The organism is Streptomyces sp. NPDC001634 (assembly GCF_040298185.1).
Lineage (GTDB): Bacteria > Actinomycetota > Actinomycetes > Streptomycetales > Streptomycetaceae > Streptomyces.
Map to the genome: position 1 here is coordinate 1 of NZ_JBEOZU010000044.1, position 17,380 is coordinate 17,380.

Genomic DNA, 17,380 nt, shown 5'->3' on the forward strand with positions numbered 1-17,380 from the left:
TACCGGGGGCTGTGCCCCCAGACCCACGGTTGGCCTGGGTGGCTTCGTCGTCAAGCGGTGGACGGGGTGGGTGGGGCTGATCGGGCTGGGAGGCTACCGGGGGCTGTGCCCCCAGACCCACGGTTGGCCTGGGTGGCTTCGTCGTCAAGCGGTGGACGGGTTGCGGGTGGGGCTGATCGGGCTGGGAGGCTACCGGGGGCTGTGCCCCCAGACCCACGGTTGGCCTGGGTGGCTTCGTCGTCAAGCGGTGGACGGGTTGCGGGTGGGGCTGATCGGGCTGGGAGGTTGTCGGGGGCTGTGCCCCAGGCCCACGGTTGGCCTGGGTGGCTTCGTCGTCAAGCGGTGGACGGGTTGGGTGGGGCTGATTGGGCTGGGGGCCACCGGGAGCTGTGCCCCGCCGGGGGCTGCGGTGGAGCCCCGAGAGGGGTGCAGGGGACGCAGTTCCCGCCAGGGTTGGGGTCGCCCCGGCTTGGGGTCCTCGGTCGGGGCGGGGACCGGGGGCGGAGTCCCGAGAGGGGTGTGGGGGACGTAGTCCTCGCCAGGATTGGGGTCGCCCCGGCTTGGGGTCCTCGGTCGGGGCGTGGACCGGGGGCGGAGCCCTGAGCGGGGTGTGGGGGACGTAGTCCTCGCCACGGTCGGGGCGGTCCCGCCTGTGGGGGCTGGGGACGCAGTCCGCGTCGTGGCCCTGCCCCCGGAGTGTGGGGGTGGAGCCCCGATGGGGCCGCGGGGCGAGGGAGACCCGGGATCAGGCCGTGGGCTCCGGGGCCGGGGTCGGTGTGGTGTCCGGGGTGGGGAGGCGACGGCGGCGCCTGCGCTTGAGGAGGGCCCATGGGCCCCGCGGGCCCGTCGGCATGGCGGCCGTGACCTCCGTGCCTGCCTCCGAGGCCGCCTCGGCCGCCGCACGGGCCACCGGCAGGAAGCCCTCGCGGCGGGACACGTCCGGACGCTCCTCCTCCGCCGGCCACAGGCCCAGCGCCGCGCACACCGTCGGCAGGACCGCCATCGCCGCCGTGGCGTAGCCCTCCGCCGAGGGGTGGTAGTTGTCGGGGCCGAACAGCTCGCGCGGGTTCGCCTCGAACTCCGGGCCGAGCAGGTCGCCCAGCGACACCGTACGGCCGCCCTGTTCGACGGCCCCGATCGTCTGGGCCGCGGCCAGCTGACGGGAGGCCCGGCGCGCCAGCCAGCGCAGCGGCTGCTGCACCGGCTCGATCGTGCCCAGGTCCGGGCATGTGCCCACCACGACCTCGGCCCCGGCCGTGCGCAGCCGTCGTACCGCCGCCGACAAGTGGCGTACCGAGCGCGTGGGCGGCATCCGGTGCGTCACGTCGTTCGCGCCGATCATGATCACGCAGATGTCGGGGACCCGGTCCTGGTCATCGAGGGCCAGGGCGACCTGGCGGTCCAGGTCGTCCGACTGCGCCCCCGGGAGCGCCACGATGCGCAGTTCCACCGGGCGTTCCGCCACCGCCGCCAGACCCGACGCCAGCAGTGCGCCCGGCGTCTGGCGTGATCGGTGCACCCCCTGCCCCGCGGCCGTGGAGTCGCCGAGCATCGTCAGCCTCAGCGGCGGATCGTCGAGGACGGCGTACCCCTTCCCGCTTCCGGCTGCGCCCGAGCTGGGGGACCCGTACAGGCCGTCCGGGCTCGGCGGGTGCGGGCTGTGCCCGTTGCCCACATGGCGCTTGGCCATCTGCACCTCGGCCAGCAGCACTCCGACGGCGGCCGCACCGACCAGGCCGATTCCGCCGCCGCCATATGCCGCGCCCGCCGCGATGCGCCGGGCCACCCTCGCCCTCGACATGCTCGACATGCGTCGCCGCCACCTCCTCGAAGCCGTACATCCAGTGCTTGCCCCGTACGCCCCGTCGCCCAATCTCAACAGGGCGTGAACAGCCGGGACGGCCCGCGTTTGCAGACCGCCCGGCCGCGGGACCGCTTACGCTGGCGGCACCATCACGACCACATCTTTTGCAGCAACCGGAGACAACGGTGCAATTCCACGACTCGATGATCAGCCTGGTCGGCAACACCCCGCTGGTGAGGCTCAACCGCGTGACCGCCGGCATTCAGGCGACCGTCCTCGCGAAGGTCGAGTACTTCAACCCCGGCGGTTCCGTGAAGGACCGCATCGCCCTGCGCATGATCGAGGCGGCCGAGCAGAGCGGCGAGCTCAAGCCCGGAGGCACGATCGTGGAGCCGACCAGCGGGAACACCGGGGTGGGCCTTGCGATCGTGGCCCAGCAGAAGGGCTACAAGTGCATTTTCGTGTGCCCCGACAAGGTCTCCACCGACAAGATCAATGTGCTGCGGGCCTACGGGGCCGAAGTCGTCGTGTGCCCGACGGCCGTGGCTCCCGAGCACCCGGACTCGTACTACAACGTGTCGGACCGGCTTGTGCGGGAAACCCCCGGTGCCTGGAAGCCCGACCAGTACTCCAACCCCAACAACCCTCTTTCGCACTATCACTCGACCGGCCCCGAGCTGTGGGAGCAGACGGAGGGGAAGATCACCCACTTCGTCGCCGGCGTCGGCACCGGCGGGACCATCTCCGGCACCGGCCGCTATCTGAAGGACGTCAGCGACGGGCGCGTCAAGGTCGTCGGCGCCGACCCCGAGGGGTCCGTGTACTCGGGCGGGTCCGGGCGGCCGTACCTCGTCGAGGGCGTCGGTGAGGACTTCTGGCCGACCGCGTACGACCGGACCGTCGCCGACGAGATCGTCGCCGTGTCCGACAAGGACTCCTTCCAGATGACCCGGCGGCTGGCCAGGGAAGAGGGGCTGCTGGTCGGCGGCTCGTGCGGCATGGCCGTCGTCGCCGCGCTGCGGGTCGCCGAGCGGCTCGGGCCGGACGACGTCGTGGTCGTGCTGCTGCCCGACAGCGGCCGTGGCTACCTCAGCAAGATCTTCAACGACGAGTGGATGGCCGACTACGGCTTCCTGGAGGACACCGGCCCGAGCGCCCGTGTCGCCGACGTGCTCAACGACAAGGAGGGCGGCTCCATCCCCTCCCTCGTCCACATGCACCCCGACGAGACGGTCGGTCAGGCCATCGAGGTGCTGCGCGAGTACGGCGTCTCCCAGATGCCGATCGTCAAGCCGGGCGCGGGCCACCCGGACGTGATGGCCGCCGAGGTCGTGGGGTCCGTCGTCGAGCGTGAGCTGCTGGACGCCCTGTTCACCAAGCGCGCCTCGCTCGACGACCCGCTGGAGAAGCACATGTCCGCGCCGCTTCCGCAGGTCGGCTCCGGCGAGCCGGTCGGGGACCTGATGTCCGTGCTGGGTACGGCCGACGCGGCGATCGTCCTCGTCGAGGGCAAGCCGACCGGTGTGGTCAGCCGGCAGGACCTGCTGGCCTTCCTGGCCAAGGGGGAAAAGCAGTAGCGAACGTCCGGTGAACCGGCCGTGTACCAGGGGAACCTACGGTGACGCACCGGGGCAGGGCTTCTCAGAAGTGGTACGAGCGTGTCACGTTCACGCAGCACCCGCTTAACACGGGTCCGGCACATTAGTGGATGTCGGCAGGGCGGGAGCGGCTCCCCGCCCCGGCCGGCAACCGAAACGGCGCCAAGGACCTCCGGAGCGGCTCCCGGACCTCCATGGACGCCATGGACGCGCAAGCCCGGCCCTGACCCGGCCCGCGTCCTTCGCGGGGACCGCCGTCGTCCCGCCCCCCGGTAACGGGGGTGCGGCGGTCCCCGCGCATTTTTTTTCGGGCGGCAGATCGGTCGGAGTGCCGCAGGCCGGAGGCCCGCGGGCGCTCAGTCCTCCCGGTCACCGTCCCGGGAGGTCCCGGGGCGGCGACCACCGAAGATGCCGGGGTTGATGCGCGCGGCCTGGGCCACATTGACGCCGACGATGCCGACCCAGGCGGCCACGAGGCCGGGCACGCCCCCGATACCGCCTGCGATCGCGGACAGCGGGACCGCCAGGACCAGCGATACGACGCCGAAACCGAAGCGCTCGCCCCACGAATCGGTGGCCCTCGGCGACCGTGAACCCCGCGCCACCACCATCTGCTGCTCGGCCATCTGCCGCCGCACCCGGCGGTCGATCGCGCCGTCGATACGCTGGTCGACCTTCTCCATGAAGGAATCGACCAGCGCCGACTCGTACTCCTCGCCCAGTTCCCTGCGGGCCTGCAGGGTGGCGTTGAGTTCCTTCTTGAGGTCGGCGTCGTGCGCGCCCATTCCGGTCATGCCCCTCAGGTTAGGGAGCCGGGACCCCCGCCGCACTGGGGATAGCCCCCCTGTTCCGGCTGGGGCCTGCCGGGAGTACGCCGAGGGACTCCAGCACCCTGCGGTGCCCCTGCCCGACTCCCGAGATGCGCACCTCGATGCCCCGGCCCGCCAGTTCGCCGACCGCGTCCTTCAGCGCCAGCGCGCCCGTCGCGTCGACCGCCGTCAGCCCCGACATACGCAGATCCACGGCCGAGACCCCCTGCACGTCCGCCAGGCCCCGGCGGAAGCGGTGCGCCGCCGCGAACAGCAGCGGCCCGTCGAAGCGGTACGTCACCGTGCCCGCGCCGCCGGGCAGTTCGTCCGAGGCGGCGGGGGTGAGCCGGGTGCCGCGTACCGCCGCGCGCAGGGCCAGGAGGACGGAGACGCCGAGGCCCAGCAGCACCGCCCGCACCAGGTCCAGCGCCAGGGTCGCGCACGCCGTGAGCAGGAGCACCAGTGCGTCGCCGTGCGTGGCCCGCGCCATCGCCCGTACCGCGTCCGTCTCGACCATTCGTACGGCCGTCGCGAGCAGGACGCCCGCGAGCGCCGTCAGCGGGATGCGGCCCACCAGCGGGGCGGCCACCGCCACGATCCCGGCGAGGATCACGGCGTGCGTCAGGGCGGCCAGACGGGAGGCGGCGCCCGTACGGACGTTGACGGCCGTCCGCGCGATCGCGCCCGTGGCCGGTACGCCTCCGAACAGCGGGGCCGCGAGATTGGCGATGCCCTGGCCGAACAGCTCCTTGCCGGGGTCGTGATGCTCGCCCGGGCGCATGCCGTCCGCGACGGAGGCGGACAGCAGGGACTCCAGCGCGGCGAGGGCGGCGACCGCGGCGGCGGGGGCGAGGAGGGACGGGATGCGGGAGACGTCCAGGAACGCCAGGGACGGCACCGGGAGGGAGGCGGGGAGCGTGCCGATGCGGGTGACGTGCAGATGCAGCACCTCGGCGGCGACGGTCGCGCCGGCCACGGCCACGAGCGAGAAGGGCACGCGGGGCTTCCACCGCGCCCCGGCGAGCATCAGCGCGGCGGCCCCGAGGGACAGGAACAGCGCGGGCCAGTGCGGAGTGTGCCCGAATTCCTCCGCCGCCCGTGCCGCCACGACCGCGACCTGCTCGCCGTGCGGCGTCGGCACACCGAGCGCCGCGGGCATCTGCTGCAGTGCGATGACGGACGCGATGCCGATGGTGAACCCGGCGATCACGGGCGCGGGTACGTAGGCCATCGCCGCCCCCGCCCGGGCGAAGGCGAGCGCCAGCAGCATGACACCGGCGATCAGGCCGACGGTGAGGACGCCGTCGGCGCCGTACCGGTGGACGATCGGCACGAGGACGACGGTCATCGCGCCCGTCGGTCCGCTGACCTGGCGTGCGGAGCCGCCGAAGAGCGCGGCGAGCGATCCGGCGACGATCGCGGTGGCGAGTCCCGCCGCGGCACCGAGCCCGGAGGTCACGCCGAAGCCGAGGGCGAGCGGGAGGGCCACGACGGCGACGGTGAGACCGCACAGCAGGTCGCGCCGCGGGGCCCGGGTCATGGTGCGGAGGTCGGAGAGGGAGGGCAGGACGGACAGGGCCCGGTGGAGGGCAGGGGAGTGCTTCATGGGACTTCTTCGTGTGCGGGAGTTCGTGTACGAGAGTTCGTGTACGAGAGTTGGTGAGAGTCACGTACGGGAGCCGCGTGCGGGAGCCGCTTGCAGGGATTCGTGTACGAGAGCCACGTGCGGGAGCTTCGTGTGCGGGAGTTCGTCTGTGAGCGGGTGTTCAGGGCAGCAGGGAGACCAGGCCCGTATCGAGGTCGAACCGCGCCGCCGCCACATGGGCCGGTCTGAAGGCCGGATCCGCGCGGATCGCGTCCCGTACCCAGACCGCGTGCGCCCGGACCGTGTGGTCCAGCCAGTCGCCGGGCAGGTCCTGGGTGCGGCGTGCGGCCGGGGCGATCTCGTCCACCAGCAGCCGCAGATGACCGGGCACCCGCTTCCCCGTGCGGAGGTGGTCGAGCGTCGCCGCCACCGCTCCGCACCGCCCGTGACCCAGCACGAGCACCAGCGGGACGCGCAACTCCTCGACGCCGTACTGGATGGATCCGAGGACCGCCTCGTCCAGCACCTGGCCGGCCGTCCTTATGCAGAGCAGGTCCCCGAGCCCCTGGTCGAAGACCAGCTCGGGCGGCACCCGGGAGTCGATGCAGCCGACGACGAATGCGAACGGGTGCTGACCGGCGACCAGTAGATGCCGCCGGGCGCGTTCCTCGTGCGGATGGAGGGGGCGGCCGCCGGCATAGCGCCTGTTGCCGGCGAGCAACTCGGCGAGGGCGTCCTGGCCGGTGACCGGCGGACGGAGACGGGTGATGGGGGCGGATACGGGGGCTGCCGCCGTTGCGGTGGGGGTGCCGGCCAGTGCGCCGACGGCCGTGGCCGTCAGAAAGGCCCTGCGGTTCGAGGCCATGACGCTTCCTCAGGAGTCGTACGGGTCCTCGGTCGAGGCGAGGAGAAGCGCCGCGCTCACCGGGAGCGTTGACCGCGACGCCTGTTCACCGTACGCACTTCTGTGGTGACACTACGTATCCGTTTAACGACCTTTGGTGGATTCGTCGTCAGATCATCGCCGCCTCGATACCGCGCCTTGATCGTCAACCGGCGTGTGCGCCGTGCGTTCCGGGGCGCGCGCCGTGGAGCGCCATCTGACCGGCTACTTCACCAGGCCGTGCTGCTTGGCGTACGCGCCGGCCACGTCCTCCGGGTCTTTCTTGTCGTTGTCGACCTGGCTGTTGAGCTGGGTGAGCTGGTCGGTGGTGAGGACGTTGCCGAGCCGGGCGAGGGCCTTGCGGACCGTGCTGTCGGCCTTGCGGTCGGCGATGAGGGGAACGATGTGCTGGCTGGGGATCAGGTTCAGGGGGTCGGTCAGCACCACCCAGTCGTTGGCCTTGATGTCGGTGTCGGTGGTGAAGAGGTTCGCCACGTCCACGTCGCCCTTCTTCAGGGCGCCCTTGACCAACGGGCCGTCGGAGTCCAGGGACTTGAACTCCTTGAACTCGATGCCGTACACGTCCTTCAGGCCGACCGCGCCGACCTGGCGCTTCTTCACCTCGGGCGCGGCGCCGATGACCAGCCTGCCGTTCTGCTTCTTCAGGTCGGCGAGGGAGGTCAGGCCGTACTTCTGCGCGGTCGCCCGGGTGACGACGAAGGCGTCGGAGTCGGCGGCCATGCCGTACGGCAGGACCTGGAGGCCGCTGGGCAGCGCCAGGGTGAGGGCGTTCTGCATGGCGCCCGGCTCCGCGGAGGTGTCCTTCGGGGCGAGGTAGTTGAGGAGGGCGCCCTGGTATTCGGGCAGGAGGTCGATGTCGCCGGCCTTGAGGGCGGGGATCACGATCTCCCGGGTGCCGAGGTTGGGACGGACCTTCACCTTCACGCCGGCCGCCTTCAGGACGGCCGCGTAGAGGTAGCCCAGCACCTGGTTCTCGGTGAAGTTGGCGGTGCCGATGGTGACGCCGCCCTTGCTGGAGCCGCCGCCACCGGAGCCGCTGCCCTGGCTGTCGAGGGAGGTGATGCCGCTCGCGCAGGCGGAGAGGGCGGGGACGGAGGCAGCCGCGAACAGGCCGCCGAGGACAGTACGACGATTCATGCGGGGGTTCCCTAGGCAGTGCGGTGGCGGAAGAGGAAGCGCTGGAGGCCGCTCAGGAGCAGATCGAGGGCTACGGCCAGCACGGCGACCAGTACCGCGCCGCCGAGCACCTGCACGAGGTCGCGCTGGGCGAGACCGTCGAAGACATAGCGGCCCAGGCCGCCGAAGGAGACGTACGCGGCGATCGTGGCCGTCGCGACCACCTGGATCAGCGCCAGGCGCAGGCCCGTCATGATCAGGGGGAGGGCGAGCGGCAGCTCCACCTGGAAGAGGACCTGGTGGCCGCGCATGCCCTGCCCGCGGGCAGCGTCCTTCACGTCCGGGTCGACGGCGGTCATGCCCGCGTAGGTGTTGGTGACGATCGCCGGGACCGCGAGGGCGACCAGGGCGACGTACACCGGCAGCATCGACAGGCCGCCGGCCAGGAAGACCAGGACCACCAGGCCGACGGTCGGCAGGGCGCGGCCGAAGGACGCGAGGTTGATCGCGATGAACGCGCCCTTGCCGGTGTGTCCGATCAGCAGGCCGAGGGGCAGACCGATGGCGGCCGCGATGAGGGTGGCGAGCAGCGAGTACTGGAGGTGTTCGGCGAGGCGGTGGGCGATGCCGTCGGAGCCGGACCACTGGGCGCCGCTGACGAGCCACTTGCCGAGGTTCTTGAAGAGTTCGTACATGTCAGGCTCGCCGCCTCGTCCATGGGGTGAGTGCGTACTGGACGGCGACCAGCAGCGCGTCCGCGATCAGCGCCAGCAGGATCGTGAGGGCCACTCCGGCGATCACGGGGGTCGGGAAGTTGCGCTGGAAGCCGTCGGTGAAGAGCTGGCCGAGGCCGCCGTCGCCGATGTAGGTCGCGACCGACACCAGCGAGATCGACATGACCGTCGCGATCCGGATGCCCGCCATGATCACGGGGAGCGCGAGGGGGAGTTCGACGGTGAGGAGGGCGCGCAGGGGGCGCGTGCCCATCGCCTTCGCGGCCTCCTTCGTCTTCGCGGGGACGGAGTCCAGGCCCTCGACCGTGTTCCGGAGCAGGACGACCAGCGTGTAGACCGTCAGGCCGATGACGGTGGTGGTGCGGGTCAGTCCGGAGACCGGGAGCAGAAGCACGAAGATCGCGATCGACGGGATGGTGAACAGGACGTTCGAGACGCCGAGGAGGAAGCCGCGCAGGGGGCGGATCCGGTGGGCGACCACGGCGAGGGGGAGCGAGATCAGCACCCCGAAGAAGACGGCGGTCAGGGCCGCCTGAAGGTGGGAGAGCGTGAGGGTGGTGAGGTCGCCGGTGTGGCCGGAGATCCAGGACCAGTCGATGGTCATGCGGCGGCGCTCTCTTCCGTGAGTGCCTCCACGTGTGCCCGGCCCGCGTGCTCGTGGATGTCGTCGCGGGAGGAGACACCGGTGAGGGCGCCGTCGGCATCGACGCGGGCGACGAGACCGGTGGGGGAGGCGACCGACTCGTTCAGCGCCGACAGCAGGGAGTCGGTGTCCTGCAGGGGACGTACGGGGAGTTCGGCGTCCTTCGAGGTCCAGTGCAGCGGCTTGCGGGCCGCGTCGAGGACGAGGGTCCAGGTGCCGCCCTCGGGAGCCGGGCCCTGCGGGACGTTCCCGAGGGGCGTCAGCGAGAGCAGCTTCAGGCCGCGCTCGGCGCCGAGGAAGTCCGCCACGAAGTCGTCGGCCGGGCGGGCGAGCAGCTCGGCGGGCGGGGCGCACTGCACCAGGTGGCCACCGGTGCGGAAGATCGCGATCCGGTCGCCGAGCCGGACGGCTTCGTCGATGTCGTGCGTGACGAAGACGATGGTCTTGTTCAACTCCTTCTGCAGACGCAGGAGTTCGTCCTGCAGCTGGGTGCGCACGACGGGGTCGACCGCGCCGAACGGCTCGTCCATGAGGAGCACCGGCGGGTCCGCGGCGAGCGCGCGGGCGACGCCCACACGCTGCTGCTGGCCGCCGGAGAGTTGGTGCGGATACCGCTTGCCGGCATCGGCGGCAAGCCCGACGGTCTCCAGGAGCTCGGCCGCGCGGGCCCGGGCCTTGCGGCGGCCCCAGCCGAGCAGGAGCGGCACGGTCGCGATGTTGTCGAGCACCGTGCGGTGCGGGAAGAGGCCCGACTGCTGGATGACGTAGCCGATGGAGCGGCGCAGCTCGGCGGCGTCCTGCTCCAGGACGTCCCGGCCGCCCACGCGGATGGTCCCGGAAGTCGGATCGACCATCCGGTTGATCATCCGCAGGGTGGTCGTCTTGCCGCAACCGGAGGATCCGACCAGGACGGTCACGCCGCCCTCCGGCATCTCCAGGGAGAGGTCGTGGACTGCTGTCGTGCCGTTCGGGAAGCGCTTGTGGACCGCATCGAACTGGATCATGAGATGTCCCTTGCCCGGCTGTATAACGTCATGCAGAGTTCTTGGTGTCTGAATAGGTTGTCAATGCTCCGGCGTTAATCCGCGGTAACGGATGACCGAGGGGCAAGATCCAATGTCCCGTTCGATGGGGGTTTGGGCTTTATGTCGTCTCGGATTGTGGACGCACCGGATCCTGTGCAGTCCGGCCTGGTGGTCCTCGACGGGTGTGGGCTCGGTGTCGACGACGTCGTACGCCTTGCCGACGGTGCCGCGCGGCCGGTTCCCGGGACCGATGCGATGAAGCGTGCCGAGGAGTCCTGGGACGCCGCCCGCCGTATCGCCGCGACCGGCCGCGTCTACGGCCGCTCCACGGGCGTGGGCGCCAACCGGAACGAGGACGTGCCCACCGAGGCCGCCGCCGGACACGGCCTGCGACTGCTGCGCAGCCACGCGGGAGCCATCGGCGAGGAGCTGTCGGCGCGGCAGGTCCGGGCGATGCTGGCGGTCCGGGCCAATCAGCTGCTGGCGGGAGGCGCAGGGCTCCGTCCCACCGTGATCACGGCCCTGTGCGAGGCCCTGGAGAGCGGGGCGTACCCGGTCGTCAACGAATTCGGGTCGGTCGGTACCGGGGACATCGCGGCGCTGGCGCAGGTCGGTCTCGCGCTCGCCGGTGAACACCCGTGGCGGGGGGCGGGAGCGCCCGCGTCCCAGCCCCTGGACAACAACGACGCGCTGGCGCTGATCAGCAGCAACGCCCTCACCCTCGGCCAGTCCGCGCTCGCGCTGCACGAACTGCGCGGGCTGATCGGCGCCACCCAGGTCGTCGCCGCTCTCTCACTGCTTGCGGTGGACGGCTCGCACGAGGCGTACGCCGCCCCCGTGCACGCCGCCCGGCCGCACCGCGGCTCCGCCGAGGTCGCCCGCCGTATGCGGGAACTGATCGGCGCCGCCGACCGTCCGACGCCGCCACTGGGCCGTATCCAGGATCCGTACGGCTTCCGCTGTCTGCCCCAGATCCACGGCCCCGCGCACGACGCGGCCGACGCGCTGGAGAACGTCCTCACCGTCGAGATCAACGCGGCCGCCGAGAACCCGCTCATCTCCCCCGAGGACATGGCCGCCTACCATCACGGCGGCTTCTACCTGGCCCAACTCGCCCTCGCCCTCGACCATTTCAGACTCGCGGTGATGCAGGTGGCACGCCTGTCCACCTCGCGCCTGTCGAGCCTCAACGAACCCGCCTACACCCGTCTGCGCCCCTTCCTCGCCGATGCCGAGCCCGCCTCCTCCGGCGTGATGATCCTTGAGTACGCCGCCGGGGCCGCCCTCGGTGATCTGCGGGCACTCTCCGTACCCGCGTCGCTCGGACACGCTGTACTCTCCCGGGGCGTCGAGGAGCAGGCCAGTTTCGCTTCGCTCGCCGCGCGTCAAACGCTGCGCGCCTGCGCTGCGTACCGTCTGGTGGCCGGCTGCGAACTGGTCGCCGCCGTACGGGCGCTGCGCCTGCGCGACGTGCGGCCCGATCCGGAGCTTCCGGTGGGCCGGGCGCTGGAACTCGCCGAGTCGGTGCTCGACGACGATCCGGCCGACCGGCCGCTCACGGGCGACGTGACCGCGGCGGCCCGGCTGCTCGACCGGTTCACGGACATCTGGAGGGGGAGCACGTCATGAACGTGACCGACAGCCCTGCCGCACGGCTGCAGGCGCTCTTCGAGGGGCACCGGCTCACGCCGACCCAGCGGCGCATCGCGCACAGCATGGTGCGGCGGGCCGCCGACGTGCCGTTCCTGTCGAGTGTGGAGCTGGCCGAACTCGCCGGGGTCAGCCAGCCGTCCGTCACCCGCTTCGCGGTGGCCCTCGGCTTCGACGGCTACCCTGCGCTGCGCAAGCACCTGCGCGAGGTCGCGCCCGCCGAACAGACGGCGGCCTCGGGTGCGTACAACGAGTACCAGCAGGCCGTCGAGGCCGAGATCGAGAATCTGAGGCACCTGGCGGAGTTGCTGGCCGATCCACGGCCCGTGCAGCAGGCGGGACGGCTCCTCGCCGCTTCACGCCCCCTGCCCGTGCTCGGCCTGCGGGCCGCCGCCTCCCAGGCGTACGGCTTCACCTACTTCGCGGCGAAGGTCCATCCGGACGTGCGGCTGCTCAACGAGGGCGGCACGATGATCCACGACCGTATCGACGCGGCCCTCCGGGCGGGCGCGAGCGCCCTGCTGTGCTTCGCGCTGCCCCGGCATCCGCGTGAGGTCGTGGACGCCCTCGCGTACGCCAAGGAGGCCGGCCTGACGGTCGTCACGGTCGCGGACTCGGCGTTCGCGCCGGTGGCGAAGGTCTCGGACCTGCTGCTGCCGGCCGCCGTCGGCACGGGGCTCGCCTTCGACACGGCCTGTGCGCCGATGCTGCTCGGCCGGGTCCTCCTCGAGGCGATGTGCGACGACCTGCCCGACGCCCAGGCCCGGCTGGAGGAGTTCGACACGCGGGCGGTGGCCCGGGGCCTGTTCGTCGAGTAGCACCGCTTGTTCTCGGCTCGCCGGGGGCCGCCTTTTCAGACTCGTCTCACATTCCCTCGTTAGCCTCCACGGACTGGGGCGCTTCACAGGAGTGACGGGAGGCAGAACGTGGCGCGCGGAGGACATGGAGGACAGGGTCTGGCCCGGGTGGCCGTCGTCATACGGGCCGGGGCCGCACCGCTGTGGTGGCTCGGGGTGTTCGCGGCGGGTATCGGCGTGCTCGTACCGGGAGTGACCGGACGCCGGATCGGTGTCATGGCCGGGGCCGCGCTGTTCGTCGTCGCGACCGCCGTCGTCGCGTCTGCGCGTCGCAAGCGGTACACCGCCCTCGCCCGCGGCGCCGCCCGGGCCGGCAAGTACGACGTGCTCCAGGACCGCGCGGTCACCCTGCGCACCTGGCGGCGCGGGCACCGTTGGTGGCTGCTCGCCGCCTTCGTCGCCGCGCTCGCCGGCTCCTTCGCGGTGCCCGCCGCCGGTGGCATGCTGCTCGCCGGGACCGGCGCCGGACTGCGGCTGAAGGCCGCCTGGCTCGGCCGCCGCGAACGCGCCGACGACGCCCTGCTGTGGGTGCGCGTCGACTGGCTCGGCCGCCGTGGCGGCGCGCCCGCGGGCAAGCCGGTCAGGGGTTACCGCACCACCGGCATCGCGGCCGGTGACGCGGCCCCGGGCGGGGCGCGCCGCCGTACCGCCGAGCTCGTGTAGCGCGGGGAGCGGGCGCCCCGGAGGGTCAGACCTCCAGATCCTCCTCGATCTTCTTCAGCTGGTGGCGGGCCATCGCCAGGTTGGCGCGCTTGGAGTCAAGAACGAGATAGAGGAAGAGGCCGTTGCCGCCGCGGCCGGTGATCAGCCGGATCAGGTGGTACTGGTCGGTCAGCGTGATCAGGATGTCCTCGATCTGCCCCTTGAGCCCGAGGTGTTCCATGGTCCGCAGCTTGGCCCGTACGACATCGGTGTTGCCCGCGGCCGCGACGGTGAGGTCGAAGCTCTTGCTGCCGCCCATCGTGCCGAGCGCCATGCCGCTGGTGTAGTCGACGAGGGCGGCTCCGGTCGCGCCCTCGACGGAGGCGAGCGCCTCTTTCAGCGCGGTTTCGGTGTTGGCCATTTCGGGGTGTGTCCTTTCAACTTTCGGTGGTGGTGGTGCGCGCGTTCGCGGCCGGACGAGGGCTCGCGGGGGTGCGCGCGGTGCGCGTCCGTGTGGGCACGGACCTGGTGGCGGTCTTCGGGGTGGTGCGGGACTGCGGCGGTGGCTCGGCCCGGGCGTAGGCCGCGTCCACCAGCTCGCCGATACGGGTGCTCGCGCGGCGGCCCTCCAGGTGCAGCCGGCCGACGTTGACGCGGTCCTGGGCGAGCAGCGTCAGGACGGCGCTGCGGCCCGCCGCGTAGGTGGCCACGTAGCCGTGGACGCCGCGGACCAGCAGTTCGCGGAAGTCGCCCTGGCCCGTCGCGTCCGTCATCCGTACGGCGACGCCCAGCGCGGCGGCGGTGAGGGCGGCGACGCCCTCCGCCTCGACGCCGGGGGTGTCCTGGGCGAGGACGAGTCCGTCGACGCTGGCGGCGAGGGCACCGGTCAGCTGGGGGATGCGGGCTCTCAGGCGGCGGAGTTCGTCGAGGACCTCGTCCTCCGCGTCCATCAGGGGTCTCCTCTCGGCAGGACGTTGCCGTTCGAGCCGGTCAAAGGGCCTCCAGCGCATCCCTCAGCCTCTTCAGCAACGTGATGTGGGGGTCGACGAAAGGCGGCAACTGGTCGATGGGGGCCGGTGTCTCGACGCCGGATACGGGCACGGGCACGGGTACGGGTACGGGTACCGGAGCAGGTGCGGGTGCGGCCGTACGGGCCGATACGACGCCCGCCGCCGCCAGGCGCCGTACGTCCACCAGCGTGTGGAACGCCGGGCGGCCCAGCGCTCGTGAGATGTCCGCTGCCGTGCGTACTCCGTCCACTCGGTCGAGCACCGCACCCTGGCGGGGCGTGACCGTGGATCCGGTCGGGCGGTCCGCGCGCACGAGCGGGCCTTCGTCCGTGGCCGGGTCGGGCCAGATGCTGTGGAGCAACTCGCGGCGGCGCACCGTCTCGCGTTCCACGGCGGACACCGGTACCGGGTGCACGGGGCCCAGCCAGTGGGCCTCCCCGTACCGGAAGCGGGCGGGTGCGCTGCTCGGGCCGAGGACGAAGTACGCCGCGTCGTACAGCGCCCCCAGATGACACAGCTCCAGCGCGCCCTCGCCGATCCGGCCGCTGTCGACCAGGAACCGTCCCACCAGCCTGCGCGCCCCCGCCTGCGCGACCGCCTCCCGCCAGCCGTCCTCGTCGAGGGCGCCGCGCGCGGTGAGCAGGACGTCGAGGCCCGGGGTCGCCGGGCTCTCGGCGTACACCACCTGGCCGTCGGACAGGTAGAGCACGCCTCCCTCGCGCATCAGCACGCCCGTGGCCCGTTCCTCGGCGAGCCGGCTGAGCATGGGGGAGAGACCGCCGCTCGGGATCTGTGTCCGCTGCCGTACGGGCAGCGGGGGCGGCGGAGGTGTCCTGACCGTCGTCATCCGAGCACCAGCCGTCCGGCCATCTCACCGAGCCGGATGCGGGCGAGGGCGAGGTTGCCCTCCGTGCGGGCCAGCCACAGGTGCAGAAAGACACTGCTGTCGAAGGTCGTCGGGACGAACCGCAGCAGGTGGTAGCTGTCCCGGTTGGCGATGATCAGGTCCTCGACCGGGCACACGTCGTCGGACCAGTCGGCGTCGTCCTCCGGGGCGAACGCACGGTGTTCGGCGGCCAGCCGGGCCAGTTCGGCCGCCTCCGCCGCGGTCGTCTCGTGGTCACCGCCGGGTGAGTCCCCGACCGTGCCCAGCGCGAGCCCGCTGGTCCAGTCGACCACCGCGGCGCCCCTGGCACCGGGCAGTCGCATGGCTTCCAGCAGGCACTCGTCGATTCCGGGCACCGTGGCTCCCCTCCCGCCTCGGGTACGGCTGAGTGACGCCGACGCTACGCAACGTGTGCGCGAGGGGTGAGGGATCCGGCATTTTCCGGTGGAACATGCGCCGGACCGCTAGGGTGGGTCAACTTGCCCTGTTTACCAGGGCGTTGGGGGCGGATGAGACGTCTCCCGGCTGACCTGTGGGTATGCGGGCAGCGTGCATCCGAGGGGGCGCCCGGGAGGGGCGCGCGGTTTCCTCAGAGCTCCGTCAGCGCGTCTGGGCGCCCCCCGCCCGACTCCGCCACGATCTCCTCGACGGTCTGCGGCTCGCGCACGACCGCGAACCGGATCCCGCCGTCCGCGCCCGGGGCGTAGCCGTACACCCCCGGGCGGGCCAGGGAGTTGTACGCGTAGTGGTGTGCGAAGTAGTACGCCCCGGTGTCCAGCGCCGCCGCGTAGTCGCCCTGCTCCAGGAGCGGCAGCGCCCGCCCCTCGGCCAGCAGGTCGCCCGCGAAGCACGCCGGTCCCGCCACGTCCTGCACCACCTGGGGCCCCTCCTTGGGGCGCCCCTTCGCGTCGTACGCGCCGATCCTCAGCGGCCACGACGCCGGCGCGTACACCGTGCGCACCGCGACCTGCACCCCCGCGTGGGTGACCGCCACGGCCCGGCCGCCGGCGCTCTTCGTGTACTCGACGCGCGCGACCACCGTCCCGTGCTTGGCCAGCAGCGATCGCCCGAACTCCGTGACCAGCCCGTACCGCCCGTCGAACAGCCCCGGTACCGCCTCCGCGAGGAGCCGTGCGTACTGCGCATACGTCGGCGTCGTGATGTCGGAGCCGAAGTTCACATGCAGCCCGCCGCCGATGTCGATCGTGTCGATCTGCCGGCGTCCGGCGTGCCGGTTGATCTCCTCGGCCAGCGCGTAGGTCTCCGCGACACCCCGTGCCATCAGCGACAGCGGCACGCCCTGTGAACCGGAGTGCGCGTGCAGCCGCGTCAGCCACGGCCGCTCGGCAAAGGCGCGCACCACCCACTCGCGCGCCCCCTCGTCCTGCAACGCCACCCCGAACTTGGAGGTCGCCGTCGCCGTCGACAGCGCCTCGATCGCACCGCCCCCGATCTGCGGATTCACCCGGATCCCCAGGGGGGAGTCCGTCCGGGTCGTACCCACCAGGCCATCGAGCCGCGCCAGCTCCTGAGGACTGTCCGCATTGACCGCGATACCCAGCGCCAGCGCCTCGCGCAGTTCCGCCGCCGTCTTGGCGGGCGAGTCCAGCACGGTCCGCTCCGGCGCCACTCCGGCCGCTCTGGCCAGCGCCAGCTCCCCCGGGCTCGCCACCTCCGCGCCGATGCCCGCCTCGCCCAGCAGCCGCAGCACCGGTACCAGTGGTGTCGCCTTCACCGCGAAGGCGTGCAGGACCGGCGTCCCCGGCGCCACCACCGCGTCGAAGGCCGCCCGCAGTGCTGCCGCCGAGTCCCGGATACCCACGACGTCCAGCAGGCCGACGATGGGGGCGTCCGGCCCCAGGAGCCCCTGCTCGACGGCGCCGCGTACGGCCTCGTCCCGGCGCGCCGCCCGCTCGGCGGCCTCGGCGTGCGCGTCCCCGCCCGCGCGTCCCGCCCCGCTGTCCCTCACGTTCATCCCGTCCCCCGTTCCCGCGTCCCTGTCTGCGGTCATACCTCCAGCCAAACATCCCCGGCGCCGCGCCGCTGGCGCAAGAACGTATTGACTAGCTCTATTCAGATCGTCAGGATGTGAATAACAACTGCAACAGTCCCGCGCG

17 protein-coding genes are annotated in these 17,380 nt (G+C 72.1%); 4 read left to right on the forward strand and 13 right to left on the reverse strand.

What is annotated here, in order from left to right; all coding sequences use genetic code 11:
• Positions 1-745 precede the first annotated feature (745 nt).
• Entirely contained in the window at positions 746-1,810 is a 1,065-nt protein-coding gene (locus ABT186_RS27005) for an SGNH/GDSL hydrolase family protein (protein ID WP_351223443.1), read from the reverse strand.
• A 179-nt stretch (positions 1,811-1,989) separates the two neighbouring features.
• On the opposite strand from ABT186_RS27005, the gene ABT186_RS27010 reads away from it, so the two are divergent.
• Positions 1,990-3,381 (forward strand): cystathionine beta-synthase, encoded by a 1,392-nt coding sequence (locus tag ABT186_RS27010; RefSeq protein ID WP_351223441.1) that lies wholly within the window; start codon positions 1,990-1,992, stop codon positions 3,379-3,381.
• A gap of 377 nt (positions 3,382-3,758) precedes the next feature.
• Here ABT186_RS27010 and ABT186_RS27015 read toward each other — a convergent pair whose 3' ends face one another.
• The 7 genes from ABT186_RS27015 to ABT186_RS27045 form a co-directional block, all read right to left on the reverse strand.
• The gene (locus ABT186_RS27015; RefSeq protein ID WP_351223502.1) at positions 3,759-4,187 is read right to left on the reverse strand and encodes a hypothetical protein; all 429 of its coding nucleotides are present in this window, start codon (positions 4,185-4,187) and stop codon (positions 3,759-3,761) included.
• A gap of 19 nt (positions 4,188-4,206) precedes the next feature.
• Complete coding sequence (locus ABT186_RS27020; protein ID WP_351927249.1) at positions 4,207-5,817, reverse strand: SulP family inorganic anion transporter; 1,611 nt, start codon at positions 5,815-5,817, stop codon at positions 4,207-4,209.
• Positions 5,818-5,977: 160 nt separating this feature from the next.
• Positions 5,978-6,661: a carbonic anhydrase gene (locus ABT186_RS27025; RefSeq protein ID WP_351223437.1), complete on the reverse strand. Its 684-nt coding sequence runs from the start codon at positions 6,659-6,661 to the stop codon at positions 5,978-5,980.
• A 243-nt stretch (positions 6,662-6,904) separates the two neighbouring features.
• Entirely contained in the window at positions 6,905-7,837 is a 933-nt protein-coding gene (locus ABT186_RS27030) for an ABC transporter substrate-binding protein (RefSeq protein WP_351927251.1), read from the reverse strand.
• A gap of 11 nt (positions 7,838-7,848) precedes the next feature.
• Complete coding sequence (locus ABT186_RS27035; RefSeq protein ID WP_351927253.1) at positions 7,849-8,511, reverse strand: ABC transporter permease; 663 nt, start codon at positions 8,509-8,511, stop codon at positions 7,849-7,851.
• Between the two features lies 1 nt (position 8,512).
• On the reverse strand, positions 8,513-9,154 hold the full coding sequence (locus tag ABT186_RS27040) for an ABC transporter permease (protein ID WP_351927255.1): 642 nt from the start codon (positions 9,152-9,154) through the stop codon (positions 8,513-8,515).
• A complete protein-coding gene (locus tag ABT186_RS27045; protein ID WP_351927257.1) occupies positions 9,151-10,197 on the reverse strand; it encodes an ABC transporter ATP-binding protein in 1,047 nt (348 codons plus the stop codon). The genes ABT186_RS27040 and ABT186_RS27045 overlap by 4 nt, the downstream gene beginning before the upstream one ends.
• 141 nt (positions 10,198-10,338) lie before the next feature.
• Between ABT186_RS27045 and ABT186_RS27050 the strand changes: the two genes are divergently transcribed.
• The 3 genes from ABT186_RS27050 (at position 10,339) to ABT186_RS27060 (ending at position 13,388) form a co-directional block, all read left to right on the forward strand.
• The gene (locus ABT186_RS27050; RefSeq protein ID WP_351927259.1) at positions 10,339-11,847 is read left to right on the forward strand and encodes an aromatic amino acid ammonia-lyase; all 1,509 of its coding nucleotides are present in this window, start codon (positions 10,339-10,341) and stop codon (positions 11,845-11,847) included.
• Positions 11,844-12,686 carry a MurR/RpiR family transcriptional regulator gene (locus ABT186_RS27055; protein WP_351223425.1) on the forward strand — a complete coding sequence of 281 codons (843 nt, stop codon included), beginning with the start codon at positions 11,844-11,846 and terminating at the stop codon, positions 12,684-12,686. The genes ABT186_RS27050 and ABT186_RS27055 overlap by 4 nt, the downstream gene beginning before the upstream one ends.
• Positions 12,687-12,794: 108 nt before the next feature.
• Positions 12,795-13,388 carry a hypothetical protein gene (locus ABT186_RS27060; RefSeq protein ID WP_351223423.1) on the forward strand — a complete coding sequence of 198 codons (594 nt, stop codon included), beginning with the start codon at positions 12,795-12,797 and terminating at the stop codon, positions 13,386-13,388.
• Positions 13,389-13,413: 25 nt separating this feature from the next.
• Here the strand turns inward: ABT186_RS27060 and ABT186_RS27065 are convergent, their stop codons facing one another.
• From ABT186_RS27065 to ABT186_RS27085, 5 genes are all read right to left on the reverse strand, one after another.
• Positions 13,414-13,788: a roadblock/LC7 domain-containing protein gene (locus ABT186_RS27065; protein WP_351223421.1), complete on the reverse strand. Its 375-nt coding sequence runs from the start codon at positions 13,786-13,788 to the stop codon at positions 13,414-13,416.
• Between the two features lie 16 nt (positions 13,789-13,804).
• Complete coding sequence (locus ABT186_RS27070) at positions 13,805-14,317, reverse strand: roadblock/LC7 domain-containing protein (RefSeq protein WP_351223419.1); 513 nt, start codon at positions 14,315-14,317, stop codon at positions 13,805-13,807.
• Between the two features lie 40 nt (positions 14,318-14,357).
• On the reverse strand, positions 14,358-15,224 hold the full coding sequence (locus ABT186_RS27075) for a transcriptional regulator (protein ID WP_351927261.1): 867 nt from the start codon (positions 15,222-15,224) through the stop codon (positions 14,358-14,360).
• Complete coding sequence (locus ABT186_RS27080) at positions 15,221-15,619, reverse strand: hypothetical protein (protein WP_351223415.1); 399 nt, start codon at positions 15,617-15,619, stop codon at positions 15,221-15,223. The genes ABT186_RS27075 and ABT186_RS27080 overlap by 4 nt, the downstream gene beginning before the upstream one ends.
• 233 nt (positions 15,620-15,852) lie before the next feature.
• Positions 15,853-17,238, reverse strand: a complete 1,386-nt coding sequence (locus ABT186_RS27085; protein ID WP_351927300.1) for a type III PLP-dependent enzyme domain-containing protein — start codon at positions 17,236-17,238, stop codon at positions 15,853-15,855.
• Positions 17,239-17,380: the final 142 nt, after the last annotated feature.

What these genes read in the sequence shown, in the direction of transcription:
- ABT186_RS27005 (WP_351223443.1), bottom strand. Translation starts at nt 1,810, where the DNA reads ATGTCGAGCATGTCGAGGGCGAGGGTGGCCCGGCGCATCGCGGCGGGC.
- ABT186_RS27015 (WP_351223502.1), bottom strand. Translation starts at nt 4,187, where the DNA reads ATGGGCGCGCACGACGCCGACCTCAAGAAGGAACTCAACGCCACCCTG.
- ABT186_RS27020 (WP_351927249.1), bottom strand. Translation starts at nt 5,817, where the DNA reads ATGAAGCACTCCCCTGCCCTCCACCGGGCCCTGTCCGTCCTGCCCTCC.
- ABT186_RS27025 (WP_351223437.1), bottom strand. Translation starts at nt 6,661, where the DNA reads ATGGCCTCGAACCGCAGGGCCTTTCTGACGGCCACGGCCGTCGGCGCA.
- ABT186_RS27030 (WP_351927251.1), bottom strand. Translation starts at nt 7,837, where the DNA reads ATGAATCGTCGTACTGTCCTCGGCGGCCTGTTCGCGGCTGCCTCCGTC.
- ABT186_RS27035 (WP_351927253.1), bottom strand. Translation starts at nt 8,511, where the DNA reads ATGTACGAACTCTTCAAGAACCTCGGCAAGTGGCTCGTCAGCGGCGCC.
- ABT186_RS27040 (WP_351927255.1), bottom strand. Translation starts at nt 9,154, where the DNA reads ATGACCATCGACTGGTCCTGGATCTCCGGCCACACCGGCGACCTCACC.
- ABT186_RS27045 (WP_351927257.1), bottom strand. Translation starts at nt 10,197, where the DNA reads ATGATCCAGTTCGATGCGGTCCACAAGCGCTTCCCGAACGGCACGACA.
- ABT186_RS27050 (WP_351927259.1), top strand. Translation starts at nt 10,339, where the DNA reads ATGTCGTCTCGGATTGTGGACGCACCGGATCCTGTGCAGTCCGGCCTG.
- ABT186_RS27055 (WP_351223425.1), top strand. Translation starts at nt 11,844, where the DNA reads ATGAACGTGACCGACAGCCCTGCCGCACGGCTGCAGGCGCTCTTCGAG.
- ABT186_RS27065 (WP_351223421.1), bottom strand. Translation starts at nt 13,788, where the DNA reads ATGGCCAACACCGAAACCGCGCTGAAAGAGGCGCTCGCCTCCGTCGAG.
- ABT186_RS27070 (WP_351223419.1), bottom strand. Translation starts at nt 14,317, where the DNA reads ATGGACGCGGAGGACGAGGTCCTCGACGAACTCCGCCGCCTGAGAGCC.
- ABT186_RS27075 (WP_351927261.1), bottom strand. Translation starts at nt 15,224, where the DNA reads ATGACGACGGTCAGGACACCTCCGCCGCCCCCGCTGCCCGTACGGCAG.
- ABT186_RS27085 (WP_351927300.1), bottom strand. Translation starts at nt 17,238, where the DNA reads ATGAACGTGAGGGACAGCGGGGCGGGACGCGCGGGCGGGGACGCGCAC.